This is a genomic window from Acinetobacter sp. ANC 4636, assembly GCF_054454555.1.
Genome location: NZ_JBTKVD010000005.1, coordinates 88,821 through 106,204 on the forward strand (window position 1 = coordinate 88,821; position 17,384 = coordinate 106,204).

Here is a 17,384-nt window from a genome sequence, read left to right on the forward strand (position 1 = left end):
AAAACCAGATTACATACTCTGTAACAAAAAAATTGCTGTTTATTTAAGCTAAAAACACAAAGTCACAACACTATTAATAAACGGCTACATTTTATTTTTTAAATAATTATCAAATATTTAGTTTTATTTTTTTACATAGACTTACGTTTGTACTGTTCAATTACTTTCAGATGATTGACCCACCAGTATTTTTTAATAGACTTAAAGATGTAACAAAAAATGAAAAATCAGGCTTTCTAAGGAGAAAGTGATATGAAAAAAATACTGATTGCAACGACAGCACTTTTTGCAGGATTAAGTGTAACTAGCGTGGCAAATGCCTACCAAGCTGAAGTTGGCGGTTCTTATAACTACTTAGACCCAGATCATGCCAGCGGTGTCAGTCAGTTTGGCGTCAATGGTACTTATTATTTTAATCCTGTAGAAACCCGTAACGCACCTTTGGCAGAAGCTGCATTTTTAGACCGTGCCAGCAACGTACACGCCAATGCCAGCTATGGTGATAACAGTGGTACAAAAAACACTACCTACAGTGGTGGTGTTGAATATTACATTCCAAACTCTGACTTTTACTTAGGTGGTAATGTTGGACGGAACGAATACAAAGTCGACAATACAAATATTGATCTCAAAACAACATTGTATAACGCTGAAGTTGGCTACTTACCTGCACCAGGTTTATTGGTTGCAGTAGGTGCACAAGGTTATGACACCCGACATGGTAGCAATGGAGTCGATCCAACCTTACGTGCCAAATATGTGACTCAAGTCGGTCAACACGACATTAACCTCGAAGCCCGTGGTGTATTCGGCGACAAGGAAAATAAACAGTACTATGTTGCAGGCGATTACTACATCGATAAAACGTTAAGTGTTGGCGCAGACTACAGTAAAGATAAATCCATTAATCAAGATCAATGGGGCTTAACTGCGAAAAAATACTTTAACAACAACGTCAGTGTCGATGGCCGTTTAGGCTTCGGTAATGACTACAATACCTATAGCGTAGGTGCATCTTACCGTTTCTAAAATCACACATATAAAAAACCGCTCATGATAGAGCGGTTTTTTACTGTTCTAAATGAATGATATGCAACTGCAAGTTGGTTGCACCATTGAACGTATTTTTTTCTAATCGATAAACCAAACGTAGCTGCATTTGCATCGGGTCAAACTCAAAACGATCAATCGCATTAAAGGCAATTGCATCAAGGCTTTGCCCACTTTCCATCCCTAGGCGAAGCTTTAAATGCCGCTCTTTAAGCCAACGATAGTCTAAAATGGCAAACGTCCCTTCAAAAGTCGGCAACGGAAATTTTTGCCCCCAAGGTCCAAGCTGCTCCAACACATCTAAGGTTTGTAGCTGCAAAGCATCATCTGGCAATTCACCATCTGTCCACAGTACTTCTTCAAATAACTGTGCATCCATATCTGCAATCAGCGCAGTAAATACCTGCTGAAATTCAGCAAAATATTGTTTTTCAATGGTTAAGCCTGCTGCCGCCGCATGCCCGCCAAAATAACGTACCAAGTGCGGATGACGCTCGGCAACCAATTCAATCGCATCGCGGATATGAATACCATCAATGGAACGTGCTGAACCTTTGAGATGAATCCCATCTTGATCTGCCGCAAAAATAATACTGGGGCGATGAAACTGTTCTTTAAGACGACCCGCAACAATCCCAATAACACCTTGATGCCAATGTGGCTCAAACATTACCAGTGCCGCAGGTAAATGTTCCTGATCTAAACGAATCTGCTCTAAAGTTTGCAGAGCATCTTGTTTGATTTGCGATTCAACCTGACGGCGCTCTTGGTTGAGCTGATGCAGTTGCTGTGCCAATTGGTACGCTTGCTGAGCATCTTGTGCCAAGAGGCATTCAATGCCTATGTCCATGGTTTCCATACGCCCTGCAGCATTGATTCGGGGGCCAAGTACAAAACCCAAATCTTGTGCCTGTAGTTGCATAGGATCACGCCCAGCAATATCCAGTAGTGCCAATATGCCTAAACGACATTGCTGCTGACGTATACGTTGTACACCAGCATCCACCAAAATACGGTTGTTATAGTCAAGACTCGCCACATCGGCATAAGTGCCCAATGCTACCAAATCCAGATATTGAGTCAGTTGGCTACTACGCTTACCCTGCTGGCGGCGAAAACTGGCAAGATTCGCCAGTACATAAAAGGCAACACCTACACCTGCGAGTGACTTACTCTGAAAGTCACAGCCAAGCTGATTCGGGTTGACCACAGCATCAGCATTCGGTGTCGGCTTAGTCGTTAAGTGATGGTCAGTAATAATCACTTGCATACCGTGTTGCTGAGCTTGCTCCACTCCTGCATGACTGGAAATGCCGTTATCAACGGTAATCATCAGTTTTGGCTGATATTTTTCCTGAACCAAATCTGCAATTTTCGGGGTCAGACCATAACCATACTTGAAACGATCAGGCACAACATAATCAACTTTTGCGCCCATGTCACGCAAGGCTAATAACATCAATGCGGTACTGGTTGCGCCATCGGCATCATAATCTCCGACAATCACAATTTGTTGCTGTTGATCGATCGCAGTATCGATGAGTTGAATCGCTGTTTGCAATCCTTTGAGCTGTGGCGGCAGTAAATGCTTGAGTTTAAGATCTAACTCTTGCACCGAAGCCACGCCACGACGCGCCAGAATTTGGGCGATAAAAGGCAACATGCCCTGAAAATCTTCAGGGCGTGTTAGCAAAGGTCTTTGTTTAATTTGTATTTTTTTCATTTATGGCATTAAACGTTGCAGAATCCACTGTCCATCTTGCAATTCATAACGCAAACGGTCATGTAGACGGTTTGGGCGACCTTGCCAAAATTCATAGCTTTCAGGCTGTAAACGATAACCGCCCCAGAACTCAGGTTTTTTCAACTCAGTTTCTTCAGCCACAGCATCATGCAAAGTTTCAAAACGTTGTTGTAACTCTTTACGCCCTACAATGACTCCACTTTGTGGGGTGCTGATATGCGCGGCAATTTGGCTATCACGCGGACGCTTATGATAATAGTCCGTAGATTCTGCCTCAGAGATTTTACTCACCCGCCCATGAATACGCACTTGACGCTCTAGACTTGGCCAGTAAAATAAAAACTCTGCATAAGGATTGGCAGCCAAGTCCAAACCTTTCTGACTGTCATAATTGGTATAAAAGTCATAGCCTGTTTCAGTTGCCCCGCGCAATAACAGGGTACGTACATGTGGTCGCCCTTGAGCATCTGCAGTTGCCACAGACATCGCATATGGTTCATGTAAATTGGCAGCCAGTGAAAAATTAAACCAGTCTAAAAACTGTTGGTGCGGATGAGGCTGCACCTGAGTTTCAAGCAGCTCGCCTTGCTCATAGCTTAAACGTAGTTCACTTAAATCTTTAATTACATCTTTCATCATTGCTTCCCCTAAGCATGTTGACGAATAATATCTGCCAAGTGATTCGCCAGATCGGTCACTTCTTGTAATTGATCCCCTTCAACCATGACTCGAATCAAAGGTTCAGTGCCTGACTTACGGATCAAAATCCGTCCTCGCCCTTGCAATTGCTGCTCAGCTTTCTCGAATTCAGCCACCAAAGCAGGGATTGAAAACGGATCAATCATCTGTTCCAAACGGACATTGACCAACACTTGCGGGAACAGGTGAAAACCTTCCACTAATTCATGCAGTGCTTTGTTTTGTTCAACCATCACGGTTAACACTTGCAGTGCAGAAATAATCGCATCACCTGTAGTGCTTTTATCAAGGGTCAAAATATGCCCTGAAGGTTCACCACCAATCACCCATTGATTATCTTCAAGTGCTTGTAAAACATAGCGGTCACCGACTTTGGCGCGGACAAATGGTACATTGGCTTTTTGTAATGCCAACTCCAGTGCCATATTACTCATCACAGTACCCACAATACCTTTGGGCTTTTGCTTGGCTTGAGTCGCTAGAATATACAGAATGTGATCGCCATCAATCAGGTTACCGAACTTATCAACCAAGATGACACGGTCAGCATCACCATCAAAAGCAATCCCGATATCGGCTTCATGCTCAAGAACCGCTTTTTGTAAATTGCCTGGATGGGTTGAGCCACAGTCTTCATTAATATTTAAACCGTTTGGCTCATTATAAATCGCAACGACTTTAGCGCCTAATTCTAAAAATACAGCGGGTCCAACGTTATAGCCAGCGCCATTGGCACAGTCCACCACAATCCGTAAATTACGTAAATTGAAATGATAAGGGAACGTTGATTTACAAAATTCGATATAACGTCCGTTGGCATCTTTAACACGGACACTTTTTCCAAGCTGTGCACTGTCAGCAATCACGATATCTTTTTGTAATTCTTGGTTAATCGCATTTTGTAGTTCATCAGGCAGTTTTTTACCTTCGCCTGAGAAAAATTTAATTCCATTGTCATAATATGGATTATGTGAAGCTGAGATGACAATGCCTGCATCAGCATGCAAAGCACGTGTCAGATGCGCAATTGCAGGTGTTGGCAGTGGCCCAAGCAAATGCACATAGACACCTGCGGCGTTGAGGCCTGCTTGTAATGCTGACTCTAAAATATAACCGGATAAACGGGTATCTTTCCCCATTACTACCACAGGTTTATGCGTTGGATCTTGTTTTTTAAGAACTTTTCCTGCTGCAAAACCCAGTTTCAATGCAAATTCTGGCGTAATTGGAAGCTGACCAAATTTTCCACGAATTCCGTCTGTGCCAAAATAACTCATGCTGTTCTCACTGGTGTTCTTAGGTTTGTTGAACAAACCCTGTTTCGTCATACATAATTTGTAATACTTTACACCATATCAAAAAAGCCGTCAGTTTATGACGGCTTTTTACATATTTTTTTTACTAAAAACGTCTTATTAACCTACACGGTAATTTGGCGCTTCTTTAGTAATGGTCACATCATGTACGTGAGACTCTTGCATACCTGCTGAGGTAATTTTTACAAATTTAGCATTTTCACGTAAATCCTGAATGCTCGCAGAACCTGTATAACCCATTGAAGAACGTAAACCGCCCATCATTTGATGTACGATCGCACTCATTGGACCTTTATAAGGCACACGACCTTCAATACCTTCTGGAACCAGTTTCTCAGCACCCGCTTTGGCATCCTGGAAATAACGATCCGCAGAACCCGAAGAACCTGCCATTGCTCCCAAAGACCCCATACCACGGTAAGCTTTGTAGTAACGACCTTGGAAGAATTCAACTTCACCAGGTGCTTCTTCAGTACCTGCCATGAGTGAACCCACCATAATCGTACTTGCACCTGCAGCAATCGCTTTCGCCATATCACCAGAGAAACGAATACCACCATCAGCAATCAATGGAATCTGATCTTTCAACGCACTGGCAACATTGTCAATCGCTGAAATTTGTGGAACCCCAATACCTGCAACAATACGTGTCGTACAGATTGAGCCAGGACCAATCCCCACTTTCACTGCATCCGCACCCGCATCAAGCAATGCTAAAGCAGCATCGCCAGTAGCAATGTTACCGCCGATGACTTGAACTTGTGGATAGTTTTGTTTAACCCAACGTACACGTTCAATCACACCTGCTGAATGACCATGTGCTGTATCTACAACAATCACGTCAGCACCCGCATCAACAAGAGCTTCAACACGTGCAGGCGTTTCAACACCTGTACCGACTGCTGCGCCTACGCGTAAGCGACCCAAATCATCTTTACATGAATTCGGGAAAGATTCCGCTTTACGGAAATCCGTTACGGTGATTAAGCCTTTTAAAGCATGGCTATCATCAATAACCAAAACTTTTTCAATGCGATGCTTTTGTAGCAAGGCTTGAATTTCTTCTTTAGATGCACCTTCTTTAACTGTTACCAAACGCTCTTGTGGCGTCATAATATTGCTAACAGGTTGTTCAAGATTGGTTTCAAAGCGTACATCACGACCTGTTACGATCCCGACAACTTTGCCATCCTGCACTACAGGCACACCACTGATGTTGTTTGCTTTGGTAATTTCGATCAATTCACGCACGGTTGTAGCTGGTGTAACCGTAATCGGGTCTTTCACCATACCTGCTTCGAATTTTTTCACACGGCGTACTTCAGCGGCTTGTGCTGCAATATCCATGTTTTTATGAAGAATACCAATACCACCATTTTGCGCCATAGCAATTGCCATACGTGACTCAGTCACTGTATCCATAGCAGCAGAAACGAGAGGAATATTGAGCTGAATGCCACGAGTTAGGCGTGACTTAAGAGAAACATCTTTTGGGAGGACAGTAGAATAGGCAGGGACTAATAAGACATCATCGAAGGTTAGCGCTTCTTGAACGATGGTCAGCATAACAAACTCACTGGTAAATTCCGTGAGCTATTATAAACAAATTTCTCTTAAAAATGCATGTTCGGAGAAATGAAAATCTGCAAAAAACCCAAATGCCTTGGGTTTTTTGCAATTTAGACACAACTTAAAGCGGTACGCTGAAAATTCGGTCATTCATGAGGTCCATACCACATTGCAGATTTTCAATCCAATCCAGAAATTGATTGACCTGCTCTTTACCCACAAATGCTGTTCCATGTTGCGGCACGATCATCTCTAGATCCAGCTGACGGACCATCTTGACCCATAAGCGGATAATTGAATTGCTTCCCATATAACGCTGGTGGAAACCCTTCATTTTTGGAATATGATCGCTAAAGTTCTCAATTGGCAGATTAGCATCATCCACCATTGATGCACCCATATCGCCAGAAAACAAGATCTTAGCGACTGGATCATAAAACTGGAAATTCCCCACAGAATGCAGAAAATGCGCAGGAATCGCAACAAGAACACTGTTACCCAATGGAATACGCTGACCTTGGTCAGGAAGCTCAATCAGACGCTCTTCCCAACTGCCTTTCATACGGTCACTCATAAATGACGAATTCAAGTGAGGTAAAAAGCGTGCCCAAAGTTTAGAAGCCACAATTTTTGCATCGGTATACACCAACCAGCGCGGCATAGAAGTAATAATGTCAGGATCCTGATGCGATGCCATGACATAGTCTAAGTTCTTCAGTTTGGTATATTTATTGAGTTCCATCGTCAGTGGGACGTAGGTTAAATCTCCACCTGGATCTAGGACTGCTGCACGTTCATGGTCAATGATTAAAAACTGGTTGGCTTGTACCCCTTCGCCTTTAACTAGACTTGTGAAGCTAATGCATTTATGTGTACCGTTATCAAACAGTACCTGCGATGTTGTACGTTCAAACATCTTCCCTAGGCCCCAAAAAAATGACTAAATTATTATCACGTATAAGTTATATGGATTTTGGTTTACATACAATCACAGATGATTAAAAATCTTTAACAAAATTTGCTAAATAGTCAAAAAGACTCAAAAAAATTGAGTCTTTTTTATCAAATTAAAAGATTGCTGACCAATAGTGCTGTGCCAGTGTGACCACACCGACTGCAAGAAAAATAAATGCACCAATCTTATGAATCAGCGCGATTGGCAGTCTGTCCGCCAGTTTATTACCAATAAAGACAGCAGGCCCATCGGCAAGCATCATCCCCACAGTAGTGCCCATCATTACCAGAATAACACTATGGAATTGTGCAGCCAAAGCAACCGTTGCGATTTGGGTTTTATCCCCAATTTCTGCCAAAAAGAACAGAATAAAGGTTGCACCAAAGACGCCCAGATGTTGCCATTTTGCAATTCCATCAGATTCTTCTTCAATAGAATCTGGGATGAGCATCCATACAGCCATCGCAATAAAGCCGAGTGCCAAAATCCAGATCATGACGTCTTGAGGAATAACTTGAGTGAGCCACTGACCTAAAACAGCAGACAAACCATGGTTCAGCGTGGTGGCTGCCAAAATTGCAATTAAAATCGGAATGGGTTTACGAAAACGTGCAGCAAGCAGAAGAGCGAGAAGTTGTGTTTTATCACCAATTTCTGAGATAAACACGGCTCCAAGAGAGAACAGGAAAGTTAACATAAATTTTCTCTGGCTAGCAAAATTTGCCTATGACTTACCCCTCCTGCTAGCCATGATCAGATAATCTGATCGCAGAGTGATAAATCAAAGGTCTTGCCAACAAAAGAAAGCTTGGTGAAAAGCTCATTTGGTTCTTTGCTATGATGACCATGTTCGGTTCAGAACAAGTATGTTGACCATCATCTATTTACAAACGTAAATAGCGGCTACTCCCCAATGAAGTGTGCAGTTATTATATAAATCTAAATTTATTTTTCAAAACATTTCTTTGATGACCCAATAAAAAATACATTTAATCTGATCAGTTCAATCGAGTCACTTCATCTTTATCTTTCATTCATCCCATTTTCTCTCCAAAAAAGACATACAACGAGATAACTCTTACAAAGCAACTGAACGATGCCAATGCCCTAAAAATCGAATCAGGAAATAAATTTAAAATAGCACCATACTATTAAGCGTATTAGCCCCAATAAAAATGCAAAATATAAACTTAACCCAACAAAACCAAAGCTGGTCCAACCCGCTGCACCCTGTACTTTCATCCCACCATATTCAATGATTAAGACAAAAATTGCAGCAACCGCCTCAATCCCTAACACGCTATAAATGACCCACGTCCAAGGAAAACTCAAGAGACTCACCCACAAAAACATCAGCAGCAAGACAAGCAGCACAAATGGCAGCATCATCTTTAAATATCCCCAAAGATCAGGTACTTTATCTTTCATATTAATGACCAAATTGCTTTTATTTTCAGCTATTTTATGTGTTTTTCAGCCTTTGAGAAGACACCATTAAATGTATTTTTTAAATAATGTACATAAAAAAACCCCGCCGTGGCGAGGTTTTAAATTCTAGTTTAGCTACAAATTAGAGCAACAAACTACGAATATCAGCCAATAGTTTGGTCAACTTGTTGCTAAAGCGCGCAGCATCTGCACCATTAATCACGCGGTGGTCATAAGACAATGACAATGGCAACATCAAGCGTGGCTCAAATTCTTTACCATTCCATACAGGTTGCATGGTTGCAGGAGAAATACCCAAAATCGCGACTTGTGGCCAGTTCACCAACGGAGTAAATGCTGTACCACCGATTGCGCCCAAGCTTGTAATGGTAAAGTTCGCACCTTGTAAGTCTTTTGGTGATAATTTTTTATCACGTGCTTTCTTACTCAGCTCACCTAACTCAACTGCAATTTGCTTAATCGTTTTTTGGTCTGGGTTACGCAGTACAGGAACAGTCAACCCATCTGGTGTTGCAACTGCAATACCCATATGGATTTCGTTACGCAACAACACAGATTTGCCATCATCCGCCAAGTGGCCTGCAAATTCGCGCTCTTCTTTGAGTAAGTGCGCAACCGCTTTGATGATGAATGCCATAATAGTCAGGCTAATGCCTTCTTTCTTAAAGTTGCCTTTAAGATCATTACGCCATGTTTCAAGCTCAGTAATATCGGCAAGGTCAAATTGCGTCACTTGTGGAATAAAGTTATTCAATGACAATTGCGGAATTGATACTTGTTGTAAGCGAGTCAGAAATTTCTCTTCAACACCACCAAATGCACTGAAGTCTGGTAATGATGGCAAGCCTGACGCAACTGCTGCGGCAACCGTTTTTGGTGCTTCAACAGGTGCTGTCAAACGCTGTTTTACATAGGCATAAACATCGTCTTTCATGACACGGCCATGCTCGCCAGATGTTTTCACCTGTGCCAAGACCACACCAAGCTCACGTGCTAGCTTACGAACCGCAGGACCTGCATAGACTTTCGCATTTGCAGCTTGCTGTTCTTTGGTCAGTTTATCTGCACCTTGAGTTTCTGCTACTGGAGCTTCAACTTTGGCTGCTGATGCTGCCTCTGGTGCAGCTTCTGCTTTTGTTGCAGCAGGTGTTGCCGCTGTCACTGGTGCAGTCGCCTGACCTTCTACTGCAATCGTTGCAAGCAAAACACCTTGTGATACGCTTTGACCAGACTGTAAATGAATGGCTTTCACCACACCTGCAACAGTGCTTGGCACTTCAACAGTCGCCTTGTCAGACTCAACTACAACTAGGCTTTGATCCACTTCAACTTTGTCGCCAACCTGAATCAAGATTTCAGCCACAACAGCTTTATCTACACCCAGATCAGGCACTTGAATTTCAACATCGCCTGCAGGTTGTGCTTGTTGTACTGGAGCAGCAGCTTGAGCAACCGGCGCAGCAGGTGCTGGTGTTGCTACTGATGGTGCAACAGGGGCTGGTGTAGCAGCAGAAGTTGTTTTAACTTTAATTAAAACTACGCCTTCTTTAACGCTGTCACCTTGTTTAACTTCAATGCTTTCAATCGTACCAGACACTGTACTTGGCACTTCAACAGAGGCTTTATCAGACTCAAGCAAAACAAGACTGTCATTTTCAGCAATGCTGTCGCCGACTTTTACCAAGATTTCAGCAACAAGGGCTTTTTCTACGCCAATGTCAGGCACTTGAACTTCAACCACTTGACTGCTGGTTACTGCTGGTTGAGCAACGGCTTGTGGTGCTGCAACAGGGGCTGCTGTTTCAGCCACTGGAGCAGATTTTGCCACTTCTTCTACTTTGGCAGCAGGCGCTGCACCTGCTGTTTCAAGCTCAAGCAATACCGTACCTTCAGTAACGCTATCACCTTCTTTGATCAAAATACTTTTTACCACGCCTGCTGAAGTGCTAGGCACTTCAACAGAGGCTTTATCTGATTCAAGCAAAACCAAACTGTCATTTTCAGCAATGCTGTCACCAACTTTAACTAAAATTTCAGCAACTGTTGCTTTATCTACACCAATATCAGGAGTCGTAATTTGCATGATTAGTTCTCCTCTTTATAGTCTGCAACAGCATGTAGTTCAGGTGTTGCTTGTGGTGCCCATGCTACTGGACGGTCTGTATCCAACTCAAAGTTAGAAATCGCATCTTTCACTAAACGTGCATCAACTTCGCCTTCATCAGCCAACTTTTTCAAAGTTGCAACTACGATATGCGCAGCATCTACACCGAAGTAACTACGTAAGTTCGCACGAGTATCTGAACGACCAAAACCGTCAGTACCCAATGCCACAAATGGACGACCATCTGGAAGATAGGCGCGGATTTGTTCGCTATATGCACGCACGTGATCTGTTGCAGAAACCACAATACCTTCTGTACCACGCAACTGTTGAGATACCCAAGATTCTTTCACTTCTTCAACAACAGGATGTAGGCGATTGTATTCTTCACATGCCATACCATCACGTGCCAATTCGTTGAAGCTTGTTACGCTCCATACGTTTGAATGAATTTGATATTCATCACGTAAGATTTTCGCAGCTTTAATCACTTCACGAAGAATCACACCAGAACCCATCAACTGAACTGTTGCTTTTTCATCTTTTTCGAACAAGTACATACCACGTTTAATGCCTTCCTCAGCGCCATCTGGCATTTCAGGATGCTCGTAGTTTTCGTTCATTACAGTTAAATAATAAAACACGCGCTCTTGGTTGACATACATACGTTTTAAACCGTCATGTACGATCACAGCGAGTTCATAACCAAAGCATGGATCATACGAGATACAGTTTGGAATAGTATTTGCCAAGATATGTGAATGACCATCTTGGTGCTGTAAGCCTTCACCGTTTAGTGTGGTGCGGCCAGCGGTTGCACCCAACAAGAAACCTTGTGCTTGTGCATCACCTGCTGCCCATGCAATATCACCAATACGCTGGAAACCAAACATTGAGTAGTACATGTACATTGGAATCATTGGCAAGTTATTGGTTGAATAACTGGTTCCCAACGCAGCCCATGCGCTCATCGCACCTGCTTCGTTAATCCCTTCTTGTAACATGTGACCGTCTTTTGCTTCACGGTAATGCATCAACTGTTCTTGGTCTTCTGGGGTATATTTTTGACCGTGAGCGGCATAAATACCGAGCTGACGGAACATCCCTTCTAGACCAAAAGTACGCGCTTCATCTGGAACGATTGGCACAACGCGGTCTTTAATGGCTTTCTCTTTCAATAATGCAGCAATTAAACGAACCATCACCATGGTAGTTGATTGCTCTTTACCACCTGAACCACTCAACACTGAGTCAAATACAGATAGTTCAGGAATCGCCAAAGATTCACTTTCACGACGACGTGCAGGCAGATAACCACCCAAAGACTCACGACGTGCTTTCATGTATTTCATCTCTGGTGAATTTTCACTAGGACGATAGAATGGAAGCTCTTCGAGTTGCTCATCTGTAAATGGCAAGTTGAAACGGTTACGTACGTATTTCAACGATTCAATCTGCATTTTCTTGATTTGGTGCGTTTTATTGACCGCTTCAATTTCTTCAGACAAACCATAACCTTTAACAGTTTTTGCCAAGATTACAGTAGGTTGACCTTTGGCTTTGGTCGCTTCTGCATATGCAGCAAAAACTTTGTACGGGTCGTGACCACCACGGTTCAGGTTATCAATATCTTCATCGCTTAGGTTTTTCACCAAAGCTTCAGCTTCTGGATATTTACCAAAGAAGTGCGCACGTGTATATGCACCACCTTTTACTTGGTAGCGTTGAAAATCACCATCAACAGCTTCTTCCATGACTGCTTTTAAAGCACCTGATTCATCTTTGTCGAGTAGTGGATCCCAATGACGACCCCAAACTACTTTAATTACGCGCCAGCCTGCACCACGGAACAGTGATTCGAGTTCTTGGATAATTTTACCGTTACCACGTACAGGACCATCGAGACGCTGTAAGTTACAGTTGACTACCCAAATCAGGTTATCCAGTTTTTCACGACCAGCCAGTGAAATTGCACCCAAGCTCTCTGGCTCGTCCATTTCACCATCGCCAAGGTATGCCCAGACTTTACGGTCTTCTTCTTTAATCAAGCCACGGTTCATCAAGTATTTTTGAATATGCGCTTGGTAAATCGACATGATTGGACCAAGACCCATTGAAACCGTTGGGAACTGCCAGTAATCAGGCATTAAATATGGGTGTGGATACGATGGTAGACCGATACCTGCAACCTCACGACGGAAGTTACTCAAATGTTCTTCAGTCAAACGACCTTCCAAGAACGAACGCGCATAAATACCAGGAGCACAGTGACCTTGATAATAGATCATGTCACCGCCAAAGTTATCATTGCTTGCACGGAAGAAATGGTTAAAACCTACATCATACAAGGTTGCTGAAGATGCAAAACTTGCTAAGTGACCACCTAAATCATCGCCTGTTTTGTTGGCACGTAACACCATCGCCAACGCATTCCAACGAATCAAAGCACGGATACGGCGTTCCATGTCTTGGTCACCTGGCATTGCAGGTTGTTCTTCTACAGAAATGGTATTGAGATATGGAGTATTTAGGCGCTGAATAGGAACGTGTTTAGCAATTGCACGCTGATAGAGCTTTTCTAATAAGAATGCTGCTCGCTCTGTTCCCATATGCTGTAACACTGAATCAAAAGCATCTTCCCATTCCAGGGTTTCTTGCGCGTCAGAATCGCCATAATACGCCATGTTTCACCTTTCCTTAATCATTTTAGACAACCCGTTATTTTTAACATGTTTTAGATTAAAAAGTTATGGCTACTTTTAAATACAACTAGATACCAACATTCATAAAATAAATAATCGTTATCTTTAAAATCCTTATTGACAAAAAAATCGCCCATAAGGACGATTTTTATAAAATAAAAACAAATCAGCAGGAAGATTTAGAGGTTTTTACTGCTGATCTGTCATATTACAAATTTAAATATTCAAATTTATGGCAGCATCGCAAGATAAGTGCTTGGGTTCTTACGTTGACCATCTTGTACGATTTCATAATGCAAATGTGCACCTGTACAACGACCTGTACAACCGACTTTGGCAATTTCTTCACCCGCCTGTACGCGCTCACCTACGCTCACTAACAAACGTGATGCATGTGCATAACGAGTGATATAACCATTACCATGGTTAATTTCAATCATTTGACCATAACCATTGACCCAGCCTGAACGAGTCACGACACCAGAACCAGAAGCATAAATTGGAGTGCCATTTGGTGCAGCTAAATCTACGCCTGGGTGATATTCAGATTTACCCGCAAAATAACGCGTTCCATACTGTGAACTTACACGTACCATACCTGGTAAAGGATTGGCTTTTAACCAAGACAGGACACTTGAACCAGAACTGGTATTTGCAGCAGAAAGGTTTGAGCTACCGTATTTTTTAGTTACTGACGCATTGTTAAATTCAACTGATTTATGACCACGAAGTCTCACATTAACATGTGGTGTCGCATCTTCATCATCAACATCATTGCTTTCTACTGAGTATGAACCTTGTGCAACTGCACGGCTTAATTGTTCAAGGCGATCTGTTGAAGATGGAGTCTCTATTAAATCTGCAAATGCCAGTGGCGTCGAAACCAGTAAAGATAACGCTAATAAAATACGTCGCATAAAAACCTCTAAAAACTGCTTAACTTAAGCATCATGAAAAACAACCTTTGTGCTTCTTGTTTAGACTAAAACAACACTCTAAGATGAATGTCATAGCAAAAATCGGACCCTGCCATGTCACAACCTCGGAATCTATTTCAGTCCAATCACCCCCAAACAAAGGCTGCAAATATTCAGCAACTCACCAAACAAGTACAATATTGGCAGATGCTGACAAAAATCATTCAACCGCTTTTACCACAGCCTGAACAATGGCAAGTGGTATGCTATCAACATGGTGTCTTAATTATCACAGGGGAAAATCAAGCCATGATTAGCCAACTGGGATACTTACAAAAACATTATGTTGCAGAATTATCTCAAAAAGATGAATTCAAAGATTTACAAAAAATTCAAGTTCGTCTGCGTGCAAAAAGCATTCAAAAAAGACCAGTAAACAAAGTTCAACCTATCTCTGCAGAAACACAACAAATGTTACAAAGCGCAGCGCAGTTTGTGAACGACCCTAAGCTTAGCCAAGCTCTACGCAATTTGGCAAGCGTTATAAAGTAACAAGCTAATTTTGACAGGCTATTTCTCGATATTTCGCTATTTTTCACACAATTTATATTTTTGTATAATCAATGAGCCTGCCTGAAATTTTAAGGGTTTAGCTCACATTTACATACGGAATTGGGCAATCCTTAATGTCATTAAATGTTACAATTTCATAGTTACTCGGATCGCTCTTCACCTGATGCAACAACTGATTGTTCAATGCATGCCCAGACTTGTAAGCATCGAATTTTGCAATAATTTGGTGACCTAGCAAATATAAATCACCAACCGCATCCAGAATTTTGTGACGAACAAATTCATCATCATAGCGTAGCCCTTCTTCATTCACTACGCCTGTTTCATCGACACCAATCGCATTTTCTAGGCTTGCACCTAATGCCAGGTTATTAGCTTTTAAGAAATCCAGATCTTTCATAAAACCAAAAGTACGCGCATCGCTGACTTCATACACAAAGGTTTCAGTTGAAAAATCAATTGTTGCTGACTGATATTCTTTAGCAAATGCAGGATGGTCAAAATCAATGGTAAAGTTAAGCTGAAAACCATTATGTGGCGTAAACGCTGCACGTTTATCGGCAATGGTTGCTTCAACAGGTTTTAAAATTTTAATAAATTTCTTTGGAGCATCTTGTTCAACAAGTCCGCCTTGCATCAGCAAGTAAATAAATGGACCTGCGCTGCCATCCATAATCGGGACTTCAGAGGCAGAAACTTCTACAATTAAATTATCAATACCCAGTGCCGCAATCGCACTCATGACATGTTCAATTGTGCCTACTTTAATTTCGTCTTGTACCAAGTTAGAGCACATAAATGCTTCTTGGATCAACATGGCATCTGCGGGTAGGTCTACAGGTGGGTTTAAGTCAATACGACGAAACACAATACCCGAGTCAACCGTATGCGGCACAAAGTTAATCATGACTTTTTGCCCACTGTGTAAACCAATACCACTGGCCTTGACCACACGCTTGAGGGTACGCTGTTTCAACATCTGTTATTGTCTTCTACCTTTACAAACTGCTCAAGATTAGCATAATTAACCATTGATAAAAAACAAAAAAGGTAGGCCAATTGCCTACCTTTTCTCATTTTAGTAAATTAATTACTAAAATAATCACTTACCTTGCTGTTTTTTCAAGTAATCTTGAATACTCATCGGGTTTGGACGTGAACCGCCTGTTGATGTTGCTGCCGGGCGTGCAGGTGCACTATTTGGCTGATACTGGCGTTGGATCGCCGGAACATCATCATCTTCGACGATTTGCTGAGGTTGCTGCTGAGCCACAGCTGCCGCAACGTGCGATGCTGCCTTAGCACGCGCTTCTGCGTTATTTGAATTACGAGTTAAGCCTGTTGCAATCACAGTAACGCGAATTTCATCACGTGCATCTGGATCAAATACTGTACCAAAGAAGACTTCACCTTCGTCGAGGTCAACAATTTGGTTCACCACATCAGTAATGATCTGGGTTTCACGCAAAGTTACATCGTTACCACCTGTAATGTTAATCAACACGCCCTTCGCGTTCATGATATTTACATTATCAAGTAATGGACTACGAATAGCTAAACGTGCAGCTTCTTCTGCGCGGTCTGGACCTGAACTTTTACCTTCACCCATCATTGCATAACCACGAGTACTCATCGCTGTTTTCAAGTCGGCAAAGTCAAGGTTAATGTGACCAGGACGTACCACCAGATCAAAAATACTACGTACAGCATTCAACAATACGTCGTCTGCTTTACGATAAGCATCTTGCATAGAAATGTCACCATAGACATTTAACAAGCGTTCGTTTGGAATAATAATGAGTGAGTCAACAAACTGCTCAAGTGCCTCAATACCTTTCTCAGCGGATTTTTGACGGCGACGACCTTCAAAATTAAATGGCGTCGTAACAACACCAACCGTTAAAATTCCCATTTCTTTGGCAATTTCTGCAACAACAGGAGCAGCACCTGTACCTGTTCCACCACCCATTCCTGCGGTGACAAAGACCATGTCTGCACCTTCTAGATGCTGGCGGATCAATTCACGGCTTTCTTCCGCTGCAATTTGCCCGACTTCTGGATTAGCACCCGCACCCAAACCACGTGTGCTTTGTTCACCAAGCTGGATTTTAAATGGCGCATTCATGCGGTCTAAGGCTTGTTTGTCAGTATTCGCACAAACAAATTTTACGCCTTTAATATCAGACTGCACCATATGCTGCACAGCGTTACCGCCACCACCACCTACACCAAATACAGTAAAACGGGCTTGACCGTTACCATCGGTTTGTTCGTCGTCTAAAAATTCAAATGAGGCCATGACCTTG

Annotated in this window: 14 protein-coding genes and 1 riboswitch; of the genes, 2 read left to right on the forward strand and 12 right to left on the reverse strand. The window is 42.3% G+C overall.

All coding sequences use genetic code 11. From position 1 onward, the window contains the following. Window positions 1-252 precede the first annotated feature (252 nt). A complete protein-coding gene (locus tag ACX1N5_RS07080; protein ID WP_131388455.1) occupies window positions 253-1,029 on the forward strand; it encodes a putative porin in 777 nt (258 codons plus the stop codon). 40 nt (window positions 1,030-1,069) lie between these two features. On the opposite strand, the gene recJ is transcribed toward ACX1N5_RS07080, so the two are convergent. The 10 genes from recJ to ACX1N5_RS07130 all read right to left on the reverse strand — a co-directional run bounded on the left by recJ (window position 1,070) and on the right by ACX1N5_RS07130 (window position 14,505). Beyond that, complete coding sequence (recJ, locus tag ACX1N5_RS07085) at window positions 1,070-2,773, reverse strand: single-stranded-DNA-specific exonuclease RecJ (protein ID WP_458801223.1); 1,704 nt, start codon at window positions 2,771-2,773, stop codon at window positions 1,070-1,072. Next, complete coding sequence (pdxH, locus tag ACX1N5_RS07090) at window positions 2,774-3,430, reverse strand: pyridoxamine 5'-phosphate oxidase (protein ID WP_034425661.1); 657 nt, start codon at window positions 3,428-3,430, stop codon at window positions 2,774-2,776. Between the two features lie 11 nt (window positions 3,431-3,441). Continuing rightward, entirely contained in the window at window positions 3,442-4,770 is a 1,329-nt protein-coding gene (glmM, locus tag ACX1N5_RS07095; RefSeq protein ID WP_458801221.1) for a phosphoglucosamine mutase, read from the reverse strand. 138 nt (window positions 4,771-4,908) lie between these two features. After that, window positions 4,909-6,375 (reverse strand): IMP dehydrogenase, encoded by a 1,467-nt coding sequence (gene guaB / locus ACX1N5_RS07100; protein ID WP_004749984.1) that lies wholly within the window; start codon window positions 6,373-6,375, stop codon window positions 4,909-4,911. A 124-nt stretch (window positions 6,376-6,499) separates the two neighbouring features. Then, the gene (locus tag ACX1N5_RS07105; protein WP_458801218.1) at window positions 6,500-7,294 is read right to left on the reverse strand and encodes an oxygen-binding di-iron domain-containing protein; all 795 of its coding nucleotides are present in this window, start codon (window positions 7,292-7,294) and stop codon (window positions 6,500-6,502) included. Between the two features lie 151 nt (window positions 7,295-7,445). Further along, on the reverse strand, window positions 7,446-8,030 hold the full coding sequence (locus tag ACX1N5_RS07110) for a TMEM165/GDT1 family protein (RefSeq protein ID WP_131382046.1): 585 nt from the start codon (window positions 8,028-8,030) through the stop codon (window positions 7,446-7,448). Between the two features lie 82 nt (window positions 8,031-8,112). Continuing rightward, window positions 8,113-8,257, reverse strand: a riboswitch (yybP-ykoY riboswitch). A 195-nt stretch (window positions 8,258-8,452) separates the two neighbouring features. After that, window positions 8,453-8,761, reverse strand: a complete 309-nt coding sequence (locus ACX1N5_RS07115; protein ID WP_458801216.1) for a hypothetical protein — start codon at window positions 8,759-8,761, stop codon at window positions 8,453-8,455. A 142-nt stretch (window positions 8,762-8,903) separates the two neighbouring features. Then, the gene (locus ACX1N5_RS07120; protein WP_458801214.1) at window positions 8,904-10,865 is read right to left on the reverse strand and encodes a 2-oxo acid dehydrogenase subunit E2; all 1,962 of its coding nucleotides are present in this window, start codon (window positions 10,863-10,865) and stop codon (window positions 8,904-8,906) included. Window positions 10,866-10,867: 2 nt separating this feature from the next. Beyond that, entirely contained in the window at window positions 10,868-13,570 is a 2,703-nt protein-coding gene (aceE, locus tag ACX1N5_RS07125) for a pyruvate dehydrogenase (acetyl-transferring), homodimeric type (RefSeq protein ID WP_458801213.1), read from the reverse strand. A gap of 248 nt (window positions 13,571-13,818) precedes the next feature. Next, window positions 13,819-14,505 carry a M23 family metallopeptidase gene (locus ACX1N5_RS07130; protein WP_458801211.1) on the reverse strand — a complete coding sequence of 229 codons (687 nt, stop codon included), beginning with the start codon at window positions 14,503-14,505 and terminating at the stop codon, window positions 13,819-13,821. Window positions 14,506-14,619: 114 nt separating this feature from the next. On the opposite strand from ACX1N5_RS07130, the gene ACX1N5_RS07135 reads away from it, so the two are divergent. Beyond that, on the forward strand, window positions 14,620-15,057 hold the full coding sequence (locus ACX1N5_RS07135) for a DUF721 domain-containing protein (protein WP_458801209.1): 438 nt from the start codon (window positions 14,620-14,622) through the stop codon (window positions 15,055-15,057). 97 nt (window positions 15,058-15,154) lie between these two features. On the opposite strand, the gene lpxC is transcribed toward ACX1N5_RS07135, so the two are convergent. Both lpxC and ftsZ read right to left on the reverse strand, forming a co-directional pair. Then, window positions 15,155-16,057, reverse strand: a complete 903-nt coding sequence (gene lpxC / locus ACX1N5_RS07140) for a UDP-3-O-acyl-N-acetylglucosamine deacetylase (protein WP_131388460.1) — start codon at window positions 16,055-16,057, stop codon at window positions 15,155-15,157. A gap of 123 nt (window positions 16,058-16,180) precedes the next feature. Further along, complete coding sequence (gene ftsZ / locus ACX1N5_RS07145; protein ID WP_004749994.1) at window positions 16,181-17,377, reverse strand: cell division protein FtsZ; 1,197 nt, start codon at window positions 17,375-17,377, stop codon at window positions 16,181-16,183. Window positions 17,378-17,384: the final 7 nt, after the last annotated feature.

What these genes read in the sequence shown, in the direction of transcription:
- guaB (WP_004749984.1), bottom strand. Translation starts at nt 6,375, where the DNA reads ATGCTGACCATCGTTCAAGAAGCGCTAACCTTCGATGATGTCTTATTA.
- ACX1N5_RS07110 (WP_131382046.1), bottom strand. Translation starts at nt 8,030, where the DNA reads ATGTTAACTTTCCTGTTCTCTCTTGGAGCCGTGTTTATCTCAGAAATT.
- aceE (WP_458801213.1), bottom strand. Translation starts at nt 13,570, where the DNA reads ATGGCGTATTATGGCGATTCTGACGCGCAAGAAACCCTGGAATGGGAA.
- ACX1N5_RS07105 (WP_458801218.1), bottom strand. Translation starts at nt 7,294, where the DNA reads ATGTTTGAACGTACAACATCGCAGGTACTGTTTGATAACGGTACACAT.
- pdxH (WP_034425661.1), bottom strand. Translation starts at nt 3,430, where the DNA reads ATGAAAGATGTAATTAAAGATTTAAGTGAACTACGTTTAAGCTATGAG.
- lpxC (WP_131388460.1), bottom strand. Translation starts at nt 16,057, where the DNA reads ATGTTGAAACAGCGTACCCTCAAGCGTGTGGTCAAGGCCAGTGGTATT.
- ftsZ (WP_004749994.1), bottom strand. Translation starts at nt 17,377, where the DNA reads ATGGCCTCATTTGAATTTTTAGACGACGAACAAACCGATGGTAACGGT.
- ACX1N5_RS07130 (WP_458801211.1), bottom strand. Translation starts at nt 14,505, where the DNA reads ATGCGACGTATTTTATTAGCGTTATCTTTACTGGTTTCGACGCCACTG.
- ACX1N5_RS07080 (WP_131388455.1), top strand. Translation starts at nt 253, where the DNA reads ATGAAAAAAATACTGATTGCAACGACAGCACTTTTTGCAGGATTAAGT.
- recJ (WP_458801223.1), bottom strand. Translation starts at nt 2,773, where the DNA reads ATGAAAAAAATACAAATTAAACAAAGACCTTTGCTAACACGCCCTGAA.
- ACX1N5_RS07120 (WP_458801214.1), bottom strand. Translation starts at nt 10,865, where the DNA reads ATGCAAATTACGACTCCTGATATTGGTGTAGATAAAGCAACAGTTGCT.
- ACX1N5_RS07115 (WP_458801216.1), bottom strand. Translation starts at nt 8,761, where the DNA reads ATGAAAGATAAAGTACCTGATCTTTGGGGATATTTAAAGATGATGCTG.
- glmM (WP_458801221.1), bottom strand. Translation starts at nt 4,770, where the DNA reads ATGAGTTATTTTGGCACAGACGGAATTCGTGGAAAATTTGGTCAGCTT.
- ACX1N5_RS07135 (WP_458801209.1), top strand. Translation starts at nt 14,620, where the DNA reads ATGTCACAACCTCGGAATCTATTTCAGTCCAATCACCCCCAAACAAAG.